Origin of the sequence: Mesorhizobium sp. Primo-A (assembly GCF_003997175.1) — a bacterium.
GTDB lineage: Bacteria > Pseudomonadota > Alphaproteobacteria > Rhizobiales > Rhizobiaceae > Mesorhizobium > Mesorhizobium ciceri.
In genome coordinates, this window is record NZ_RZTG01000031.1 from 1 (window position 1) to 18,677 (window position 18,677).

Consider the following 18,677-nt stretch of genomic DNA (forward strand, 5'->3'; position numbering starts at 1 on the left):
CGTCGCACTGCGCGGACGATGTGAAGTATGGCGTTGTCGAGCGGGTGGTTGCCGACTTTCAGGCCATGAAGCGGGATGGAACGGTTTTTGCGGGCCAGAAGATCGCCGACCTCATCACCGTCAACGGCGTGCGCGTTGTCGCCGAGGACGGCACCTGGGGACTGGTGCGCGCTTCTTCGAACAAGCCGGAACTGGTCGTGGTCGTCGAAAGCCCGGTGTCGTCGCAGCGTCGACGGGAGATGTTCGAGGCTGTCGACACCGTGCTGCGCCGCAGCCCCGAGGTGGGCGCCTACAACCAGACATTCTGAGTATCCTTAGGCCGCCGGCTGACAGCCGCACGTCTGCCTGATCGATCGCAAAGTGGGTACGAGAGGATCTTGCGGTTCTCACACCCCAACGCGCGCTCTGTTGGAGCTCGCGGCGTCAAAAGTACCGTTGTGGGTCACCTGCGCTTCGCCCAGTAATTGCAGGACCCATCCCGGCGTCCGAGTGAACCTTGGTGGCCGCTGGGATACGCATCATGATCGGAGACGCGCCGCTCGGCTGCAACAGGTGCAAACTTCCCCTGTCGGTGATGAGACCCAAGGATCAGTCGCTTGACCTGTCCTGGTTGTGGCGCGCTCTTCTCGTCAACAGGCGGATGCCATCTTCATCCATGATGAGCTGAGTGCGATACCCGTCGAATTTGATCTCGTGAATCCAGTCGCCCCGCTCGGGCGGGTGTCGACAAGCTCCGGCTCAATAGGTGGGATGAACTTCAAACGCATGAACTGCCTCGCAAGACTGCGATTCAATATAGCGTGCGCTAAAATGGTTTCGGACCATTTTAGACGAATTGAATGTTTGATAGCCATGGCGAATCCGACCTTGGACCACCAATCCCCGGCAAGCTGCACGGTGGCCAGCCAGCCCACGAGACGACAATTTCCATACCTGCCCGATTTGCGGTCAGCAGGTCGACATGCGCGACCTGCGCCGTCATTTGGCACGAACGGCCGAGGCACAGACCGCTGCTGCTGTTGGTTGATCAGGCGAGAATGCCGCTCGAACGGGGCGGCGTTTTCGTTGCCCCGGACCCCTCCGACTGCCTCTTCTCAAAAGCTGTTCCATTGCGCGGAGCAAAGTCACGATTCAGAAGGGAGTCTCGCGTGGCATCGGTCGTGCGGCAACGCGAAATCCATCGACCTTCATTCAAATGTTCCGTTGACGAAAAAACACGACCCGCCAGGACTGAACCAGGACGGGCCGTCTTGTTGATGCGATCACTCTTGGCTCAGAGGTCCTTCCGCGAAGAGATCGTTCACCTTGTAGGCGACCTCCGTGCGGTTGGTCGCCTTCAATTTCTTCATGATGTTTCGGATGTGAACCTTCACAGTGCTTTCGCGAAGGTTCAGTTCGTGGGCGATGATCTTGTTCGCCTTGCCGCGTCGCAGTGCCTGGGCGACCTCTGCCTGCCTGAGCGTGAACATGCCCGTCAAGGGCCGGGCGTCGCAGTTGCCTGATTTTATCAGGTGCCGCATGGAAAGGACACTACTGGCCGGAACGAAGATGCCTCCGGCTGCAGCCAAGTTGATCGCCTCGACACACACATCGATCCCGACCGAAGTCGGAATGTAACCGCGTGCGCCGCATTCGAGAGCCGTCAGCACCTGTGCAAGATCTTCGGTGTCGGCCAGGATGACCACCGGAACGGCCTTGAACTCGGACGAAATATGCCTGATTTCTTCTGCAATGCCGTGATCGGTGACCTTCCGGCCGCCGAGGTTGAAGAGTATGGTTGAAAGGGGAGAAGCCGAACCCTTCCTTATGCGCCATTCCTCGATCGAACCCATGGCGACGACCACCATGCCCAATTCATGATCCTCAAGCGCCGAAGCGAGACACTCGCGGTCCAAGGCCCTCCCGTCCAGCATGAGAAGGTATTGCTTACCTGCTTCTTGGTGGAGATTTTCTGTGCCGCTGGACGGAACTCTTGATCGATTTGACGAACCGTAACTGTGCAGTCCTGCTGTAGAAACCATACCGATACTCACCCTTCCCCAACGAAGGTACCTGTGGCGCCCGATAAGTGCCCTTTCTTAGAATTGGAAGTTTTGGTACCCGACCCCTTTTCCACGCTCAAGGCTGATTGCGAACCTCAAGCAACGTGGCTGCTGACATCTAAAGCAGCCTCGGGAGTGTAGGAGCTATTTATTAGCATTCTCTAACATAAGTTAATTTTTTCGGTAAATTTTTACGTTGAGAAGACGGGACTCCAAACTGGTTTGACCCGCGCGAGCGGCCCGAACTAAGGCGCATGCCCGTGCCGCACCAGGCTATAGATATCCTCGGTTACCGCGCACTGTGTTGGTTGCACGCGCTCTTGCGATTAATTCGGCGGGTCTCATACGATAGGCGGTGGTTGGGTTTGCTCGCACCTCCTGACAACGCTGCATCATACCTCCAAAAGCTTCGTTGACGATGTATACACCACGCTGAACAGTGGATTGCCGGCGTCTGCTCGAGCTTACGCTGCCTGTCTGCGAACAAATGCGGAGACAGGATAGGGGAGCCACCGCCGCCCAACGCCCCATGGCTCCCCTATCGCTCCGCATGGCGACCCACTTCCGAAATTTGATTTTTGAACGGCAAGCACGATCCGCCTGCAGGGCATGGCTGACGTCGGCAGATGAAGCGGTTCATCGTGAGCCTTCGCCAGACAACGTCCGGGTCTCAGGCGGTCCCCAGGGGGTTTGCTTCGCATAGCTGCTGAAAATCCAGAACCGTCCCGTCAGTCTGGATCTCGGCTTCGAATGCCTCGATCAGCCTTTTGGCGGCTTTGCTGGCAATGTGCGAATCGGGGTAAGTTGCCTCCACTACGCGCGCGCGCTCGTAGACTTCCCTGAATTGCCTGACCTGCTTGGGACCGAATACGCGATGTACAACCTGAGTGGTCATACCGCTTCTCCTCCTGGTGGCGGAACTTGAATTAACCTGCCCGTTGTCAAGCGCGCGCATGATTTCATCATCGGCACAGGATTACAACTGAAAGCCCAACAAGCCTGCGCCGGTATTGTAAGATACCAATTTCCTTGGTCGAGGCGTTCTTTAGTAGCGTTCGCTCGATTGCGAGTTAGCCGTTTGCAGGAGGCAAGGTCGCATGGTGAAGATTGCCAGAACCGCTGACCAGCCTTCGTGACGCCTTGCTCGAAACAAAAAAGCCAGGAGGCTTTGCCTACTCATCCCGATGCCGCCCAGGCATTACGCGAAGCTGGCGTCGTCATTGGCCATTCGGTGCTGATCGTGGTTGACATCGACCGGGAAGGAGATCTCAGCGGTTACGGCATCGCTCGGCCCCCTGTCGCAAGCAATCCTCATAATGATGGGTGGTTGCTGGGCTACAGAGGGGGCCCGTATCCTTCAGAAAAGAGGGGCGAGCAACGATTTCGGGTCGGGGGCGCCGGTCACCCGTAGCACGAGGCCCATGGTTGCTACTCGATGCTCAGGCCTGCCACACGATTCATTTATGATCTTTCAAGGGGAACCAAGAGTGCTTGGGCAGAGCGATATCCAATCGGCTGGGGGCTCAACGAAGACCGGACGAAGCGACTGGCACTGTAGGTCGCGGATTTACGATTTTGGTAATCGATGGAGGCCATCAGAGGGAAGGGGAGGCGGTGTTGGTCATCGAACGACACTACATCGCACCGGGCAAGTCGATGTGTTGAAAGCTTCGGCCCGCCTGCGTCGGCGCAACAACGGAGGCTCGGTCGAAATGGGAAATAACCCATCCGCGCATCCCGTTGATACGCAATGCAATCATACCGTCAAAAGGGCTAACTCCGAAATGCGGTGGGGAGAACCCGCCACCTTAATCATAATGGAGGAGCCGACACTATCGACATGGCTGTGGTATTTTGTCTGCCGGGTCACGTAAAGGAGCGGTGAGTGGAACAGGTCACGACTTGCTGGGCCAGTCAGCTGGCGGAAGGACGCCTCAATGGTTTCGTGCCAATCCAACAACAGCGCTCAACGATGGCTGGACTTGAATCCGAGCGCGCCGAGAGGCATGCCAAGGCTTGTGGGTTGAGACGGCTTCGGTCCTACGCCCAGTGGCTCGTGCCAGATGATCTGGCCGTGTTCATTGAAGAGATCGATTGTTCCGCAGTCTTCGGGCGTGACGGCAAGTTGCTGGGGAAGAGGCATCCATGGTCTCGGACGGACTAAGGGCTAACGCCGCACAAGCGGCCGAATTTCTGGAGGTGCTGGGCAATGCGCGGCGGCTGCACATTTTGAGCTTGCTGCTCGACTATGAATTGCCGGATCGCAAAATTCGCGAACGGCTTAATATTAGCCGGACAGCCTCGTGGCACCACCTAGCCAAGCTCCGGGAAGTTGGGCTCGTAAAAATCCGCCGGGACGGCCGGAATGTATATTTTTCCTCTGAAAATCGAGCGGTACGCGATCTGCTTTGCAATTGGAATGTCGTGGTTGCTGTCCAGCAGTCTGGGCAAGCGGTTCCGCCCGGTGGCGGTGCCTTGGCGGTGACATGCCAGGATCTTGTGCACTCGGCCCCCGGTCTGGAAAACCGAGTTTGTCAAAGCGCCAGCGAGTCCCGGAGCGACGAGTGATTATCCCCAGGAATCTCGGTTAGACACCGTTGGATCGAGAAGATCACCCGCGCGATTGTTGCCACCCGCGGGTTTTCTCTGCGGCGTCAGCCCCCGGATCGCGAAACGGCTGACGCATACCCTGTGGATTGGCGAATGCCGCCGACTATGGTCGCGCTATCGACGCGCCCGATTGAACCTCGGTACTCCGACTTGCGCTATAAACACTCGGTATCCTGCTACTGCCTCAAGCCGGCATTGAATCAATCCTGTGGTCAGTCAGTTGCCAGCGGGTAGGTCAGGTGCGGTGCCACCGCTTTAAAATATAGACAGGTTTCTTCGCGTGGAGCCCCATCCATGATCTGTGGGCCGTTGCACGTTGTAAAGTTCCTCAATAGAGACAAAGCCAATCAAATGGGAAACTCGAAATATGCAGAATGACGCTGAAGCACCGCAGGTCCAGTTGTTGCAGCTCACCGCCGACATAGTGGCGGCATATGTCCAGAAGAACGCCATTCCGGCGGCCGGTCTTCCCGAATTGATCGCCAGCGTCAATTCTGCCTTGTCGGGATTGGGTCAGCCGGTGGAAGCGACGCCGCCCGCGCTTGTTCCGGCAGTCAATCCAAAAAAGTCCGTGTTTCCCGATTACATCATCAGCCTGGAGGACGGACGCAAGTTCAAGTCTATGAAGCGCCACCTTGGGTTGCTGGGAATGACACCCGACGAGTACAGAGCCAGGTGGGGGCTCGCCAAGGACTATCCCATGGTTGCACCGAGCTACGCGGCCCAGCGGTCAGCCCTCGCGAAATCCAGCGGACTCGGCCGCAAGCCAACTGCAAAAACGCCGTTGAGGAAAACACCAGCGAATCGGAAAGCTAAGGCCTAACAACAGGTGTCTATCAAAGGCGGCGGGGCAACCTGGATCACAAGGCAAGCATCACAATATCGCTCGGCTCCAAATATCGGCCTGGATAACAAATACCGTCCTCTGTTGAAAGCGACCGTGAGCCATCATCAGCTCTGACGAATGGCTGCAACCGATAAATGGTGAGACCCCGGACACTCATTGGGAGACCCCAGGGCGCAGCGTCCAATCTCATATGGTGCGGGGATGGCGGTAGGCTGCGGCGGCTGATCGGCCTCGCAGCTGTTCAGAGACAGGAAACTGCTCCATCCTTTTACCAGTTGCTCCGTTACGGCCGCAGCAATCTAGTGCGTGGTGCCTCCGCGCTCGGCATGTAGACAAGTTCTTCACCTGGAGACGCATTCATGATCGGCGGGCGTGTTGCCGTCTCTCTTGGTACTTTCGATTTGTGCAAACAATCCATAATTACGATAAGACGTTTCACTATCTCCGTTTCGAGGTCCAATGTCTGAAGTGGACTGGCTGAGCCATCTCCTGCAAATCATCACCGTGACCGGCCAGCTCGAGGTCCGCTGCGCCTATGGTGCACCGTGGCGCGTTGCCTGGAACAAGGCTGCCGCGAACGAAATTCCCTACCACGTCATAGTCAAGGGCCGGGCCATTCTCGAGGATCCGAAGACGAGAGCGGCGCGGGAGCTGCTGAGCGGAGATATTGTGCTGCTGCCTCACGGCGCGGCGCATGTACTGCACGACGGTAGCGGGCAAACACCAATTCCTACCCAGCAACGCCGGGGGTCAGCCGGATGGATGCTGAGCGAGAATGATGGCGAGGGCGAGCAACTGGATCTGCTGTGTGGGCGATTTTTTATCGCGCCACCCCATGATCGACTGATCCGCAACTACCTGCCCGCCAACCTGGTGACACGCGCTGTGGACAGCCATGGAGAAGACGGCATGGGGTCCGCATCCAACCAACTTGCCGGTCTTGTCGGGCTGATGCGGATGGAGTCCTCCGGTGACAGGGCGGGAGGGCGCGCCATTCTCAACGCGCTTTCCTCGGCGCTTTTCACACTGGTACTGCGCGCGGCGAGCCAATCCGGGAAAGCCCCCGAAGGCTTGTTGGCCCTGGCTGGCCATCCGCGGCTGGCACCAGCAATTGCGGCAATGTTCGCCGATGCGGCACGGCCTTGGAAACTGCCCGATCTGGCCGATTTGTGCGGGGTGTCGCGCGCTACGTTCATGCGCCAGTTTCAGGACAAGCTGGGTCGCTCCGCCCTCGATTTTTTGACTGATCTGCGCATGAGCCTGGCCGCCAACGAGTTGAAGAAGCCAGCCATCAGCGCCGAGGCCGTGGCCGAGACCGTCGGGTATCAATCCGTTTCGGCATTCCGGCATGTCTTCGCCGAAAGGATGGGGATGACGCCGGGGGAGTGGCGGCGACTGGCGCACAAGGGCGAGTAACGCACACGGTCTGGGATCGCGAAGGCGCAGTTTGATCCTTTCGCGCATCATACTGAGCTGAATCAGTCTCGAAATAATCACTCGTCCTCGTAAATTGGGCTCCGCAATCACTTGATAAGGGAGCCATCCAATGAACTGCATCGCCACCACCGGACCCGCAACCCGCGTAGCCGCCGAGATCTTCGGGGAGAGCGGGAAGAGCGAAAACGCTTTCGCCACGAACGCCGTCATCGAAACGATCCTGAGCCGCAGTGCCGCAAAGTACTACGACCCTGCTGCCACCTTGAGCGACGACCAGATCCGCGACCTGGTGCGTATCGGCACGTCCGCGCCAACCTCCTTCCACCTGCAGAACTGGCGTTTCATCGCCGTACGCTCGCCGGAAGCCAAGGCCCGGCTGCGTCCGATCGCCTGGAATCAGCCCGCGATCACCGACGCGGCCGTGACCTTCATCATCATCGGCCAGCTGGCCGATGCCAGCACCGTTCCAGCCCGCTTGGCACCCGTGGTGAAAGCCGGCATCATGCCGGCGCACCTGGTGCCGGAGTGGGAAATCCCCGCTCGCGGTCTGTATGACGATCAGCCGCAGCGCCAGCGCGACGAAGCCGTGCGCTCCGCGACCTTTGGCGCCGCGGCGATCATCTACATGGCCCGGTCGCTGGGCCTGGGTTCGACGCCGATGATTGGTTTCGACGCTGAAGCCGTGCACCGCGAGTTCGGCCTGGCCGAAGACGAAGTGCCGGTCATGCTGTTGACCGTCGGACCGGAGCGAGCTGGCAACTGGCCGCAGAAGCCGCGCATGCCGGTGGCCGATGTGCTGGACTTCGCATAACGAAAATCCTGGAATCGCGGGCGCGCGAGAGCTCCGAGGAACCCAGGCAGGGACCTCAAGGTCGTCGTGGAGGACGCGAAGCCGACGCGTGAAAGCTCGAAAGAGCTGCCACGCCCGCTAATTACCCCAACACAAATGTCTGAGGAGACAATTCCCATGAAAGCGATCGTAGTGACGGACCAGGCTGCAGGAGAGGCCGGGATGAAGCTGGTACAGCGGCCCGAGCCGCGGGCGGCAATAAACGATGTTGTTGTGGAGGTTCATGCGGCGGGATTCGTCAACACCGAACTGGAGTGGCCTTCGACCTGGGCCGATCGAGCCTTCCGTGACCGGACGCCATCGATCCTCGGCCATGAGCTCGCAGGTGTGGTCACTGCGCTCGGCTACGGCACCACGGGACTGTCAATCGGTCAGCGCGTATTCGGCCTCGCCGACTGGCATCGCGACGGGACCCTCGCTGAGTATGTCGCCATGGAGGCACGCAATCTCGCGCCGCTGCCCGGCGACGTTGACTTCACGGTGGGTGCGAGCCTGCCGATCTCCGGCCTGACCGCGTGGCAGGGGCTGTTCCAGCATGGCCGCCTTCAGGCGGGGCAAAGCGTGCTCGCGCACGGCGCGGCCGGTGCCGTCGGTTCGATGGTGACGCAGCTTGCAAGGGAGGCCGGGGCCTATGTCATCGGCAGCGGACGCGCCGCCGACCGCCAGAAGGCGCTCGACTTCGGCGCGAATGAGTTCGTCGATCTCGACAACGACAAACTGGAGGAGGTTGGCGGCGTCGACCTGGTGTTCGACGTCATCGGCGGCGATATCCAGAAGCGGTCCGCGGCCCTGATCCGGGCCGGAGGAACGCTTGTGACAGTCGTTGGACCGACGGATATTCGACCTGCAGATGGCCTGGCGATTGACTTCGTCGTCGAGGCTGATCGCGGCCAGCTTTGGGAGATCGTTCAGCGGATCCGGGACGGACGACTGCGGACGAATATCGGCAAGGTCTCCAGCCTTGAAGATGCCGTCGCCACCTTCAATTCGACCGAGCGGCGTGCGGGAAAGACGGTCATCCGCGTTCGGCCGTGAGGACTCGGGGGAGAGAGGGCAGTTCCTCTCCTTGAAAGCCTAAGGTCCGCGGCAAATGCCGCAGCGTCAGATGTGATTGCATCTTGGGAGTTCGAGTTCGCTAGCCTCTGCCTGCAGCAATCCCGGTAGCTGGCGAGATTTTGATCCAATACTGCGTTGTTTGTTGAATCTGAAGCCTGGAGGCAAAGACCCAGGCTTAGCGGCGAGAGACGATTAAACATTGATCGATAGCTTTAGACCTTGCTTTGCCGTCGCGTGGTATATGCGCGTAGGCTAATGTCCGTCGGGAGTAGAAACATGCTGAGAATTGTTGGGCGGTTCGCGCGTTCCCATGACGGTTCGATGGCCCCGTTGTTTGTTTTCATGCTGGCGCCCATCATCACCGCCATCGGGTTCTCGGTCGACTATACCAGGGCGGTCCAGACCCGGTCCAACGAGCAGCAGGCGCTGGATGCCGCGGTCCTATCGATCACCGGTATGGACACAACCTCAACGTTGGCGCAGCGCCAGACTATGCTGCAGGATACCTTCATCGCCAACCATGGCCTGGGTACCCCGACACTGAACAGCTTTGTGGTTTCCGCCAATGGCACCGCCACCGCGCAGGCCATGGCAAGTTACTCCATGCCCACCGTGTTCATGCAGATCGCCAGGATCAACACGGTGCCGGTCGCCGTTGGGTCGGCGGCGAGCAAGACGCCGGCCCTGGTGCAGACTACCTTCAAGGTTTCCAAGGTGTCGGGCTGGTGGAACAAGACGATGACGCTCTACGGCACGACATTTGGAGCGACGGTGGCCAAGCCGCTGATGTCGATCGAGTATACCTATAACGGCTTCGGTGATCCGAAAGGCTACGGCACAACGAATGTGTACACAATCACCAACAACGGCGGGGCCGACATCAAGACGCTTGTCCAGTCGCAAGTTTGCACCACCGCCAGCGTGAGCACCTTCACGGGTCTGACTGCAGACGCGATACTCCAGACCAGCGGCACCAAGAAATATTCAACCACTTGCCTCAACACCATGTACCCAGCCAACAGCGCCGGCGCGTCGATCGACGTCAGCCAGATGGCTGGCCTCTCCCTGCAGATGTACGTGCCATCGGGCAACCCGAAGTACCTAAAGTCGGATGATCCGACCACCTCCAACCGACTCTACAGCGGCGTGGACGCGAACAACCTGACCGAGACCCCGACTGGGCAGAAGGTCGACATCTTCACCATCGTGCCTTGTGGTGTAACCAGCTATCAAGCCTGGGAGGACGGCGGCACAACCGTGCCGACGCCGTCTTCAAATGCCGACTTCTTCTACAGCGTCACCGGCAAGTGCGACTTCAACAAGCGCCCCTCGATAACGGCCCTGACACAGTAGGAGGTGCATCTCTTGCCTTTGGAAAGCGGCACGTGCTGCGCGTGTGACAAGACTTGATACCGGGATCACGCTCATCGGGCAAAGTCTGCCGCGTCCGATCATCCTGGCCCGATAGCATATCAGCGGCTGGTGCATCCGGAAGGCGAGGTGGCGGCGGCGCGCGGCGCCGGAGTGGCGGAAGCGGTGTTCACGACGGCAGCGATCGAGGATGGCGTGGCGGTGAGCCAGTCTCCAGTCTGGTTCCTGCTCTCGGCAAAGCAATCGCGGTTTTAATGGCACGGCACTTGGCCAAGCGATCTGTGTAGCGGTCGACATGCCGAAGCCAGGCGATCGCCGTAGGCAGTTCCGGGCAGGATTCAAAATTCCCGACGGCCTCGCAACGCCATACTTCAAGGACCGGAACACCGGCGTGCTCAAAGTTGGCACTGCGCAGCGTCGGCCATGCCGACCTGGGCGGATATTGCCTGGCTGCGTTCGCTGACAACCCTGCCGCTTATCCTGAAGAGCATCCTCGATCCTGAGGATGCTGAGCAGGCGATCGGAACGGGTGTCGATGCCATCGCGGTCTCGAACCACGGTGCAGTGGCCGGACGGATTCCCATCATCCATGCTGGCAGCGTGAGCCGTCGCGCCGACGTTGAAGACGCTTGCCCTGGTGCAACCGCAGTCATGATTGGCCGCCCCTATGTCTACGACCTGGCAACCGATGGTGCCGAGGGCGCAACCCATTGTATCAACCTGCTTCGCCGAGACTTGGAGATGGCAATGGCGCTGACAAGGCCGGGCGGCATCGGCGAGATCGACCGGTCGGTAATCTGGTGAAGCCCGAAACTATTTTTCAGCAAGTTCAGCATTGCACTTTTCGCTTCACCTCCGTCGCGCCCTTTGTCCGGCCGAGCGCCGACTACCTGGATGTCCGATTAGATTTACAGCTGACGGTCTGCTGTCGGCCACAATCGTGCCTTCGCATTTTGACTACTGGCGTCGAACTTGCCGTGAGGATGACTCGGACGGAGGACAGGAGCGCGATGCAACTGACTGCCTTTACCGGCTTCGTAGCCGTTTACCGGCCGTTATAGCACAATCGATGCCGGACTGAAGTGCACGGACAATGGCACCGTCGTGTACAATGTCGCACAATGGTATAGAAAGGCGGTGGTTCGCGAGCCGAACGAAACTGCGAACCATGGTGTTGCCGGTCGCTACTTCTGGTGCTGAGTTGCGCCAACTTCCCGCCCAAGGCGGGTTTTTTGTTTCTGCCCTTCGTTACGATCAAGGCTCCGATCAGGCAGGCTTCGAGACGATGATGGCCAGCGATGCCAATCTGCCTTCGTTCAGGCTACGGATGTAGTTCTTGCGTCGCTGCACGAATTCGGTGCCGAGCACGATTTCATTGACCTGACGTTGCACAGGCGAAGGAATGATGCCGGAACTGGCCCTTTGCATCGCCAGTTCGACATGTTCGCCGGTCTCGTCGATGACTTCGTCAATATGGAAGCCCGCGTCGGCGAACAGGGTCTTCAGGGTATCCCGGTCAACAAGGTGGCTGGTTTCCGGCGCAACCGCCCAGGGCAAGGGATAATTCGGCTCGCCGGCAGCCAGCACGGCTTCGGTCCAGATCAGTTTGCCGCCCGGCTTCAGAACGCGAAAAGCCTGCCCGATGACGGCGGCCTTGTCGGCGATGTTCATCCCGACATAGAAGCAGATTGCCGCGTTGAATGTGTTGTCGGCGAAGGGCAGTTTCGCCGCGTCGGCTTCGTGGAAGCGAACCTTGTCGCCAAGGCCGCTGAGCATGGTCAGTCGGCCGGATGCCTCGACAAAGACTGGTGTGAGGTCGACACCGTCGACCTGGCAGCCATAGGTGGCGGCCAGGAAGCGCGCCGGGCCGCCAATGCCGCTGCCGACATCAAGGATCCGGTCGGTGGGCGAGGGGGCAAGACGACCTCCATGGTCTCGCGTGGCGATGAGCTCGCGGCCGTGAAGCTGGTCGAACGGATAGAGCTGCGCGGCATTGATTTTATCGGGCTTCGCATCGGAAATCGCGGCCAATATACGCTCGACGATGCCGTCGCTGCCGTAATGCGTGGTGACGTTGCTCATTGCTGTCCTCCTCGAACAGCCAGCTTCCCATCAATAGGTTGTCTCCGCAACGCGCGCTGATTCAGGAGTGTGATTCATGACCCGCTACGCCACCGTCATCACCGATGCTGACGGCCGGGAAATCGTCAGCGCCATCGGCGAATTCGCAGGCACTGCGCCGCACCCACACCTGGGGCGTGGCGAGCAGGTCGCATCCGGCGTAGAAATCGGCATGGTGCAGGATGGGGCCGGGCCGATAGCAAGTTGCGCGGCTACAATCTCGTCGAGCTCAAAATCGGTAACCTGGTTTTAGGGCTGGAACCCCAGAAGGTCGGCACTCTGTCAGGCGGCGCCGGACTCCTGGCCGCGCTCAGAGCGGGCAAAGTCGCGGGCTGCGGCAGTGCCTGCGGGAAAGCCGCTGCGATCGCTGTAGTCGCGCGGCTTGGTCCCCCTGCGAGAGTGGCGCGCGGTGACGCCTTTCGCACCGATGATGTCGAGCAAAGCGATGCCGGCGACCACGGCAAGCGCAATGCCCACGTTGTCGCGCTTTGGATTGTCATGCCGATAAGCTGACAGCAACGTCGCGATGTCCAGGCCGTCGCCAGCCACCCGGCTCCAAAGCCCAGCCTGCTTGTCCACGGAAAGCGAGAGTATGCCGCTGCTTATCTCCCGCGCCCCATAGGCTCGGATGAGATCTTGCTTGCCGCTCATGCCGAGCGCACCGGCAATCCGCTCGGCACCAACCAGCTCGACGACACCCAGCGCGATGCTGAACCAGCCGAGCTTGCGAGCAAGGCCGTCGAAGGCACCGACCACACTCGGCCCGGCCTGCAGCACTTTGGGATCGCCAGGCGATCGGGTGATGTTGGTGAGTTTAGCGACCACGTTCATGACGATTCCCTACGGTTTCAAAACAACCTTGATGCAGCTGTCCTGCTTGTCGCGGAACACCTTGTACATCTCGGGTCCCTGCTCGAGCCCGACGGTATGGGTGATGACGAAGGAAGGGTCGATCTGGCCGTCCACGATGCGGCGCAGCAGATCCTCGGTCCAACGGGTGACATGGGTCTGCCCCATGCGGAAGGTGAGGCCCTTGTTCATCGCCTGTCCCATCGGAATCTTGTCGACCAGCCCGCTGTAGACGCCGGGGATCGAGATCACGCCGGCCGGCCGGCAGACATAGATCATCTCGCGCAACACATGCGGTCGATCATTTTCCATCAGCATCAACTGCTTTGCGCGATCGTAGACGGTGTCGGGCTGGGCCAGCGAGACATGGCTTTCCATGCCGACGCAATCGATGCACTTCTCCGGGCCATTTGCGCCGGTGAGTTCCTGCAGCCGTTCGACGACACTTTCCTCGGCGAAATTAATGGTGATGGCACCGCCGGCCGCCCCCATGGAAAGCCGTTCCGGCAGGCAATCGATCGCCACCACCTGTTTGGCGCCGAGCAGCAGGGCGCTGCGTATTGCCATCTGCCCGACTGGGCCGCAGCCCCACACCGCAACCGTATCCGTAGGCTCTATGTCGCACTGTGCCGCGGCCTGCCATCCGGTGGGAAAAATATCGCCGAGGAAGAGAACCTGCTCGTCGGTAAGGTTGTCAGGCACCTTTACGTGCGTGGCGTCGGCGAACGGCACCCGCAGGTATTCCGCCTGTCCCCCGGGATAGCCGCCCGTCAAATGGGTGTAGCCAAACAGACCAGCGGTGGTGTGCCCGAACACCTTGTCGCCGAGGTTCTTCTTGCGGTTCGTACGTTCGCAAACCGAAAAGTTCTGTCTCTTGCACTGGTCGCACTCACCGCAGATTATGGTGAACGGTACGACAATGCGGTCTCCCTTCTTCAGAGCGCCGTTGACGCCCCTGCCGACCTCCACGACCTCTCCCATCATCTCGTGGCCCATAATGTCGCCTGGCAGCATGGCTGGCACGTAGTTGTGGTAAAGGTGAAGGTCGGAGCCGCAGATGGCACAACTCGTCACCTTGATAATCGCGTCCCGTTCATCCTCAATTTCTGGATCGGAGACCTGATCGCAGCGTATGTCTTCCTTACCGTGCCAGACCAACGCACGCATAGCCCGCTCCTCTGTTGGCAAGGTCGATCGGGACCCGCGCTTGGCAAGCGGGCATGCTATTCATCGACCGTTCCCGCCGCCTGTCGAACCGCAATGGCCGACCTATGTTCCGGGAGCTTGAGAGAATATTTTGGGCCATTCCAAACGGCGCCTTCGCCTGACCGCGACTCGCTTGCCGCTCCGTCTGAAGTCGGCTCCTCAGTCTTGATGCAGCTACGGCATGTCTTCGTTGTTTGTGCCATGCACGTTGGAGCCGTGCAGGAGGGACTGGATTTCGTCTAGATCGATGTTGCCGTCACCATTCTCGTCGATGCTATTGAACATCCTGCCGACCGCGCTTTGAACCTCGGCCTCGGACAGTGACCTGTCGCCATCCGTGTCCAACAGGCCGAACATAAGTCGCATGCCGGCACCGCGCATCTTTTGGTGACCACGGTGTCGAGCCATTCTGTGTCCTCTGCCCCAGTCGCCACGATTTCGCCAATGGTCGCCATGCCGGCTAGCTTCATCGGGGCGGTCAGCATGCCCGTTGCGGTCGCCCTGGTCGTTGCGGCTATCTTCGTCACGGAAAGCTTCTTCAGAACCGCGATCCTGGTGCATCCTCTCCCGGACAGCTTGCTCAACCATCTGGCGGATTATTTCGCGTGTCTGTTCACCCCCCTGTCCGTTTGCGTTCGACCCGGCGCCGGGTTGTTCGGTCGCCGTCGTGGGTGCAGGCGTCGTGGGTGCCGGTGTTCCGCTTGACTGGGCGAGCGCCGGGGACGTGAGGGCTATGAAAGTGGCGGCGGCGGCCGTCGTGCTGTGTGGAAATCTCATGGCATGCCTCCATCGAACCATCGGCCGTGTTTGTTTGGGTCAAACTGGGGCTCGGTCTGATTGTTCCCTCAAGGGGATGAGTCACGGCGAAGTTACAGGCCATGTGCCCGTGGGCGCAGGGCGACCACAACCAGAATGGTGGAGATGGTGATGGCATTCATGTCGTCGTAGCCGCCTTCTGGAATGGCGGAACGTGCCAAGGTGTTGCAGCGCTGTGGTGGAGCTTGCTTCGCTGCCGCGGCCTGCAGGGCGAGAGATCGCGCATCTCGATCTGCATCCACACGACTGGAAGCCAGAACAGGCCGGTAATGAGGTAAAGCAGGATCGAAAAGCGCAATCCACCCCTCGGTCGGCGAATAGGCGGAATGCCAGGCGAGGGCATGAGCCACCACCGCGGTTGCAGTGAACACGAATTCAGCGATCACGCGATGCGTGCGACCGCTACGATAGTCGCGGAATTTGCGGTCTGATGGGCGAGCAGCATGAACAAGGCGATGCCGGCCGGACGGCGAGTTGTTCGCAGACCGCCTCGGACGGTTCAGTGCAAGGATCAAATCCCCCTGCGCCGCTCATGGACGCAGCGCCAGCTCAGGAACCTGATCGGCGGGATCCGCGATGTTCATGGACCCGATTCCCGGCGGAAGTGCGGCATGTGGGCTGGATCGTTTGACAAGCGATCGGAATGTCAGGAAACCAGAGCGAGGCGGCGCGGCACAACCGGCGGCCAGCGCCTTGGCGAAGGTCACGCATGTCGACCTGCTGACCGCACGTCGGCCAGATGTAGGAATATCCTTCTTGGGCTCGCCGCTGTAGAGCTTGCCGGGAATTGATCCACCAAGATCGGATTGCTCGTCATATCCATCGACTTGTCTCAAATGTTAGCGAACTGTTCTGCGCTTATTCCCGTCCGCTCGGTCAAAGTCTAACGATCAGGGAAGCACATTGGAAAGCACATGCGGTAACGGTTGATTCAACCATTGCTGGTATGTTGGTGTGGGTGGCGACTCCGACAGTTGGGCGGGCGCTTCAGTGCCGGAGCCGCCTGCGCAGTCCGGTTGGGGTTTGACCGCGCCGTCCTATAATGGGACAGCGCGGTCAACGATTCGTTAAAATGCTCCGGAGCTAATTAAACGTGTGCTAAATTGAATCGCAGTGTTGCGAGTCAGCTCATGCGTTTGAAGGTCATCAGGCTATCGCGCAGGAAGGACGAGGCGGTGTTAGCCGTCAGTCATTCTATCTCACGCGCTGACGACCTCTGGCGCCTTCCAAGTCATCGATTGTAATCATCGATCACTGCTTGATGTATGGCTAGCGACAGTGACTCACCAAAGACATGAACTCAGAAAAGAAACCAACGAAAGCTGGACCGTGTTTAACGTGTTGACTGGGCAGCCAGCAGAGGGTGACGTGGCAAGGCTTGAGCGCCCAACCTATGCCTGCAGCATCAAGAATATGATCCTGCCAAGAGCGCCTAAGAGCAGGGCAAGCTGCATGTGCGTCATCCTGACAACCAATCGCCAGGATTTTGCGGCTTGAGCCGCGAGCTCTTGTCTCCCCTATGGCAACAGGGTCTTTGCCGAAGGACGCTTCGAGCCGCTTATGCTAAGCTGCTTTCACTGCGATATCTGAAATGCAGGCAGGACGTCCGCAACCCCGGAAAGCCAAGGGGTGGATTGGGATCGAGAACGCGACGATCGCGATCACCGTCGAAGGCATTGATCGCGCCGATTCCAATGTGCGCCGTGTCGGACTTCCGGCTTTTAGACCATGCGACAGCTCCCTGACTCGAGAGGCGAACCCACTACGGCGCACTAGACGCGGAAAGGGAGAATGCTGGTTCAGTGGGGGCCTTTGGGCCCAACGGACCGCACCGGCCACTACGGAAGAGATTTGGACAGTCCGCGGTGCTCAAGCCATAGTTCGATGTGTTCATGGCGCGAGGGGGCGCCTGCTATCTTGACATGGTGCGCGGTCACAGCGTGGACCTCCTGAATGGCGAAGACCCGAAACATGGATGGCCAGGCAATTCGCTCGTGTAGCAACGCGTCCGGGGCAACCGAGTCTTCACGGTTTATGGTCGCGTCCCGCCGCAGGCCACTCCTTCCGCAGGCGTATACACCGACACGGTTGTCGTCACTGTGACCTATTGAGCGATGAAGGCCTTTCCGACAAGACCTTGGTCCGAATTGACATTTACCTGACCCGCTCGAATGATCCGGCCAATGCAGGGGCAGGGATCATGCTGGTAACAAGCATCGCGAACGGCACCTTCGAGCCGGAGGAACTGTCTCTTCTCCAGGGGCTGTTCGATATGCTTTGTGAGCTGCGCGGCATTAACCGCGAAAGCCCCGAAGCTACGACGGCTGCCGAAAGCCTGATTGCACGTTACAAAGCCGGCCTTCGCGGCGATGAACTTTTTTCTATCGGTCGCGCCGGAGTAGCTGCTGCTCCAACTCTCTTCAGGCAATCCATCGGGAACCATTAAGGTCACAAAGGGGTTGGGCTCGGTCAAACCGTGCGGGCCAACCATGCAAGAGCTTTCTCCCGAGCAACAGCAGGCTACATCGCGTCTCATTCGGTCGTGGATTACTTCAGAGACGCTGCGCCATCAAATCCGCCAACTGCTGGGAGGTCCAGCAGATTGGGATGTGACCGAGCAGCATCGGTCCATGCTTGACGAGCTGGATCGGAAGCTGAACGAATGACCCATGGCACAGCAGCGGTACGACTTAAGGCAAGAGCCAGGTGGAAGCTGGACGGTGTTCGACGTGTTCACCGGCCTGGCGGCTGATGCGTGGGGCGCGCCGGCTGAAGGTCTGGACATGGGACATGCCGACGATCTGGTTGGCCTGCGAACGACATTGACCTGAAGCGTAGGGTCGCCCGAGGTGACTTCTAACCGTTGCTTCAATCTTCCCGCCGACCGCATCGACAGATGGTGATTTGGCAGGCTCGCCTATCGTGCTCTCTACCCGCTGCAGGATCGTATCGAGGGGCTCCGCGACCAGGATCTCGGCGAGCGGTCGATAGACGAATCCCAGGGACTCGGCGCGAGCAGACAGCTGAAGGCCCTTGCGATCCTCGGATTTGACTTCGCCGCGTCGGGAGTAACCCGTCCTTTCAGCGTGCGCAGCCCAATGGTAACTCCTGGGCGTCTTGCTCCCAGCGCTACAGCTCGAACCGCAGTTGACGTTGATCCGGCGGCAACACATCGCCTAGCGACGAAGCGTGACGCCATTCGGATGAGTTTCATGCCGCCCGTTCGCCAGGCGCTTCAATTGCCAAAGGGGGTGCGGTTCTATGTCAAAAGGGTAGGTCGGCACGATCAGATTACCAAGCAAGGGTGACGGTGACCGTGCCGACCGGCACTGGTCATAAGGAGGGACCCAAACAACCAGATCTACAAACTACGCGCAAAACGGTAATCCCGCAACTAAGCCCCATGGCCTAGGCTGCCCGTCAGGGCCATTGCGCGATAGCACCATAGGCACCAGAGTTGGGTATATATTAG

Annotated in this window: 17 protein-coding genes and 3 pseudogenes; 13 read left to right on the plus strand and 7 right to left on the minus strand. The window is 59.5% G+C overall.

Annotated elements, in window-relative coordinates; genetic code table 11:
- Positions 1 to 308: pseudogene (locus EOC83_RS31580) on the plus strand (phosphomannomutase/phosphoglucomutase); the annotation flags it as partial.
- A gap of 954 nt (positions 309 to 1,262) precedes the next feature.
- On the opposite strand, the gene EOC83_RS31595 reads toward EOC83_RS31580, so the two are convergent.
- Together EOC83_RS31595 and EOC83_RS31600 are read right to left on the minus strand one after the other, a co-directional pair.
- Positions 1,263 to 1,913: a response regulator transcription factor gene (locus EOC83_RS31595; protein WP_244514482.1), complete on the minus strand. Its 651-nt coding sequence runs from the start codon at positions 1,911 to 1,913 to the stop codon at positions 1,263 to 1,265.
- A gap of 799 nt (positions 1,914 to 2,712) precedes the next feature.
- The gene (locus EOC83_RS31600) at positions 2,713 to 2,937 is read right to left on the minus strand and encodes a hypothetical protein (RefSeq protein ID WP_024505842.1); all 225 of its coding nucleotides are present in this window, start codon (positions 2,935 to 2,937) and stop codon (positions 2,713 to 2,715) included.
- Positions 2,938 to 4,187: 1,250 nt separating this feature from the next.
- Between EOC83_RS31600 and EOC83_RS31605 the strand changes: the two genes are divergently transcribed.
- From EOC83_RS31605 to EOC83_RS33470, 8 genes are all read left to right on the plus strand, one after another.
- Positions 4,188 to 4,610 (plus strand): metalloregulator ArsR/SmtB family transcription factor, encoded by a 423-nt coding sequence (locus EOC83_RS31605; RefSeq protein ID WP_063170839.1) that lies wholly within the window; start codon positions 4,188 to 4,190, stop codon positions 4,608 to 4,610.
- Between the two features lie 409 nt (positions 4,611 to 5,019).
- Positions 5,020 to 5,475, plus strand: coding sequence for a MucR family transcriptional regulator (locus EOC83_RS31610; protein WP_063170838.1), 456 nt, complete (start codon positions 5,020 to 5,022; stop codon positions 5,473 to 5,475).
- A 483-nt stretch (positions 5,476 to 5,958) separates the two neighbouring features.
- On the plus strand, positions 5,959 to 6,915 hold the full coding sequence (locus tag EOC83_RS31615; RefSeq protein WP_063170837.1) for an AraC family transcriptional regulator: 957 nt from the start codon (positions 5,959 to 5,961) through the stop codon (positions 6,913 to 6,915).
- A 130-nt stretch (positions 6,916 to 7,045) separates the two neighbouring features.
- Positions 7,046 to 7,747 carry a nitroreductase family protein gene (locus EOC83_RS31620; RefSeq protein ID WP_027163551.1) on the plus strand — a complete coding sequence of 234 codons (702 nt, stop codon included), beginning with the start codon at positions 7,046 to 7,048 and terminating at the stop codon, positions 7,745 to 7,747.
- Between the two features lie 156 nt (positions 7,748 to 7,903).
- Complete coding sequence (locus EOC83_RS31625) at positions 7,904 to 8,821, plus strand: NADP-dependent oxidoreductase (RefSeq protein ID WP_024505836.1); 918 nt, start codon at positions 7,904 to 7,906, stop codon at positions 8,819 to 8,821.
- 297 nt (positions 8,822 to 9,118) lie between these two features.
- Positions 9,119 to 10,195: a TadE/TadG family type IV pilus assembly protein gene (locus tag EOC83_RS31630; RefSeq protein WP_027163552.1), complete on the plus strand. Its 1,077-nt coding sequence runs from the start codon at positions 9,119 to 9,121 to the stop codon at positions 10,193 to 10,195.
- Positions 10,196 to 10,324: 129 nt separating this feature from the next.
- Positions 10,325 to 10,468, plus strand: coding sequence for a hypothetical protein (locus tag EOC83_RS33465; RefSeq protein ID WP_244514448.1), 144 nt, complete (start codon positions 10,325 to 10,327; stop codon positions 10,466 to 10,468).
- Between the two features lie 168 nt (positions 10,469 to 10,636).
- On the plus strand, positions 10,637 to 11,017 hold the full coding sequence (locus tag EOC83_RS33470; protein ID WP_244514447.1) for an alpha-hydroxy-acid oxidizing protein: 381 nt from the start codon (positions 10,637 to 10,639) through the stop codon (positions 11,015 to 11,017).
- 462 nt (positions 11,018 to 11,479) lie between these two features.
- Here EOC83_RS33470 and EOC83_RS31640 read toward each other — a convergent pair whose 3' ends face one another.
- A complete protein-coding gene (locus tag EOC83_RS31640; RefSeq protein WP_063170836.1) occupies positions 11,480 to 12,295 on the minus strand; it encodes a methyltransferase domain-containing protein in 816 nt (271 codons plus the stop codon).
- A gap of 76 nt (positions 12,296 to 12,371) precedes the next feature.
- Between EOC83_RS31640 and EOC83_RS31645 the strand changes: the two genes are divergently transcribed.
- Positions 12,372 to 12,587: a hypothetical protein gene (locus EOC83_RS31645; RefSeq protein WP_013525008.1), complete on the plus strand. Its 216-nt coding sequence runs from the start codon at positions 12,372 to 12,374 to the stop codon at positions 12,585 to 12,587.
- 29 nt (positions 12,588 to 12,616) lie between these two features.
- Here the strand turns inward: EOC83_RS31645 and EOC83_RS31650 are convergent, their stop codons facing one another.
- From EOC83_RS31650 to EOC83_RS31665, 4 genes and pseudogenes are all read right to left on the minus strand, one after another.
- Positions 12,617 to 13,165: a hypothetical protein gene (locus tag EOC83_RS31650; RefSeq protein WP_063170835.1), complete on the minus strand. Its 549-nt coding sequence runs from the start codon at positions 13,163 to 13,165 to the stop codon at positions 12,617 to 12,619.
- A 9-nt stretch (positions 13,166 to 13,174) separates the two neighbouring features.
- Complete coding sequence (locus EOC83_RS31655; RefSeq protein ID WP_013525010.1) at positions 13,175 to 14,350, minus strand: zinc-dependent alcohol dehydrogenase; 1,176 nt, start codon at positions 14,348 to 14,350, stop codon at positions 13,175 to 13,177.
- Between the two features lie 213 nt (positions 14,351 to 14,563).
- Positions 14,564 to 14,950 carry a hypothetical protein gene (locus EOC83_RS33475; RefSeq protein WP_224675712.1) on the minus strand — a complete coding sequence of 129 codons (387 nt, stop codon included), beginning with the start codon at positions 14,948 to 14,950 and terminating at the stop codon, positions 14,564 to 14,566.
- Positions 14,951 to 15,416: 466 nt separating this feature from the next.
- Positions 15,417 to 15,668, minus strand: a pseudogene (locus tag EOC83_RS31665) (DUF2269 family protein); the annotation flags it as partial.
- A 1,564-nt stretch (positions 15,669 to 17,232) separates the two neighbouring features.
- On the opposite strand from EOC83_RS31665, the pseudogene EOC83_RS31675 reads away from it, so the two are divergent.
- The 3 genes and pseudogenes from EOC83_RS31675 to EOC83_RS31685 all read left to right on the plus strand — a co-directional run.
- Positions 17,233 to 17,316 (plus strand): annotated as a pseudogene (locus EOC83_RS31675) (spore coat protein U domain-containing protein); the annotation flags it as partial.
- Positions 17,313 to 17,651, plus strand: a complete 339-nt coding sequence (locus EOC83_RS31680) for a hypothetical protein (RefSeq protein ID WP_164752009.1) — start codon at positions 17,313 to 17,315, stop codon at positions 17,649 to 17,651. The pseudogene EOC83_RS31675 and the gene EOC83_RS31680, both read left to right, overlap by 4 nt.
- Before the next feature lie 223 nt (positions 17,652 to 17,874).
- The gene (locus tag EOC83_RS31685) at positions 17,875 to 18,036 is read left to right on the plus strand and encodes a hypothetical protein (RefSeq protein ID WP_244514446.1); all 162 of its coding nucleotides are present in this window, start codon (positions 17,875 to 17,877) and stop codon (positions 18,034 to 18,036) included.
- The last annotated feature ends 641 nt before the right edge of the window (positions 18,037 to 18,677 follow it).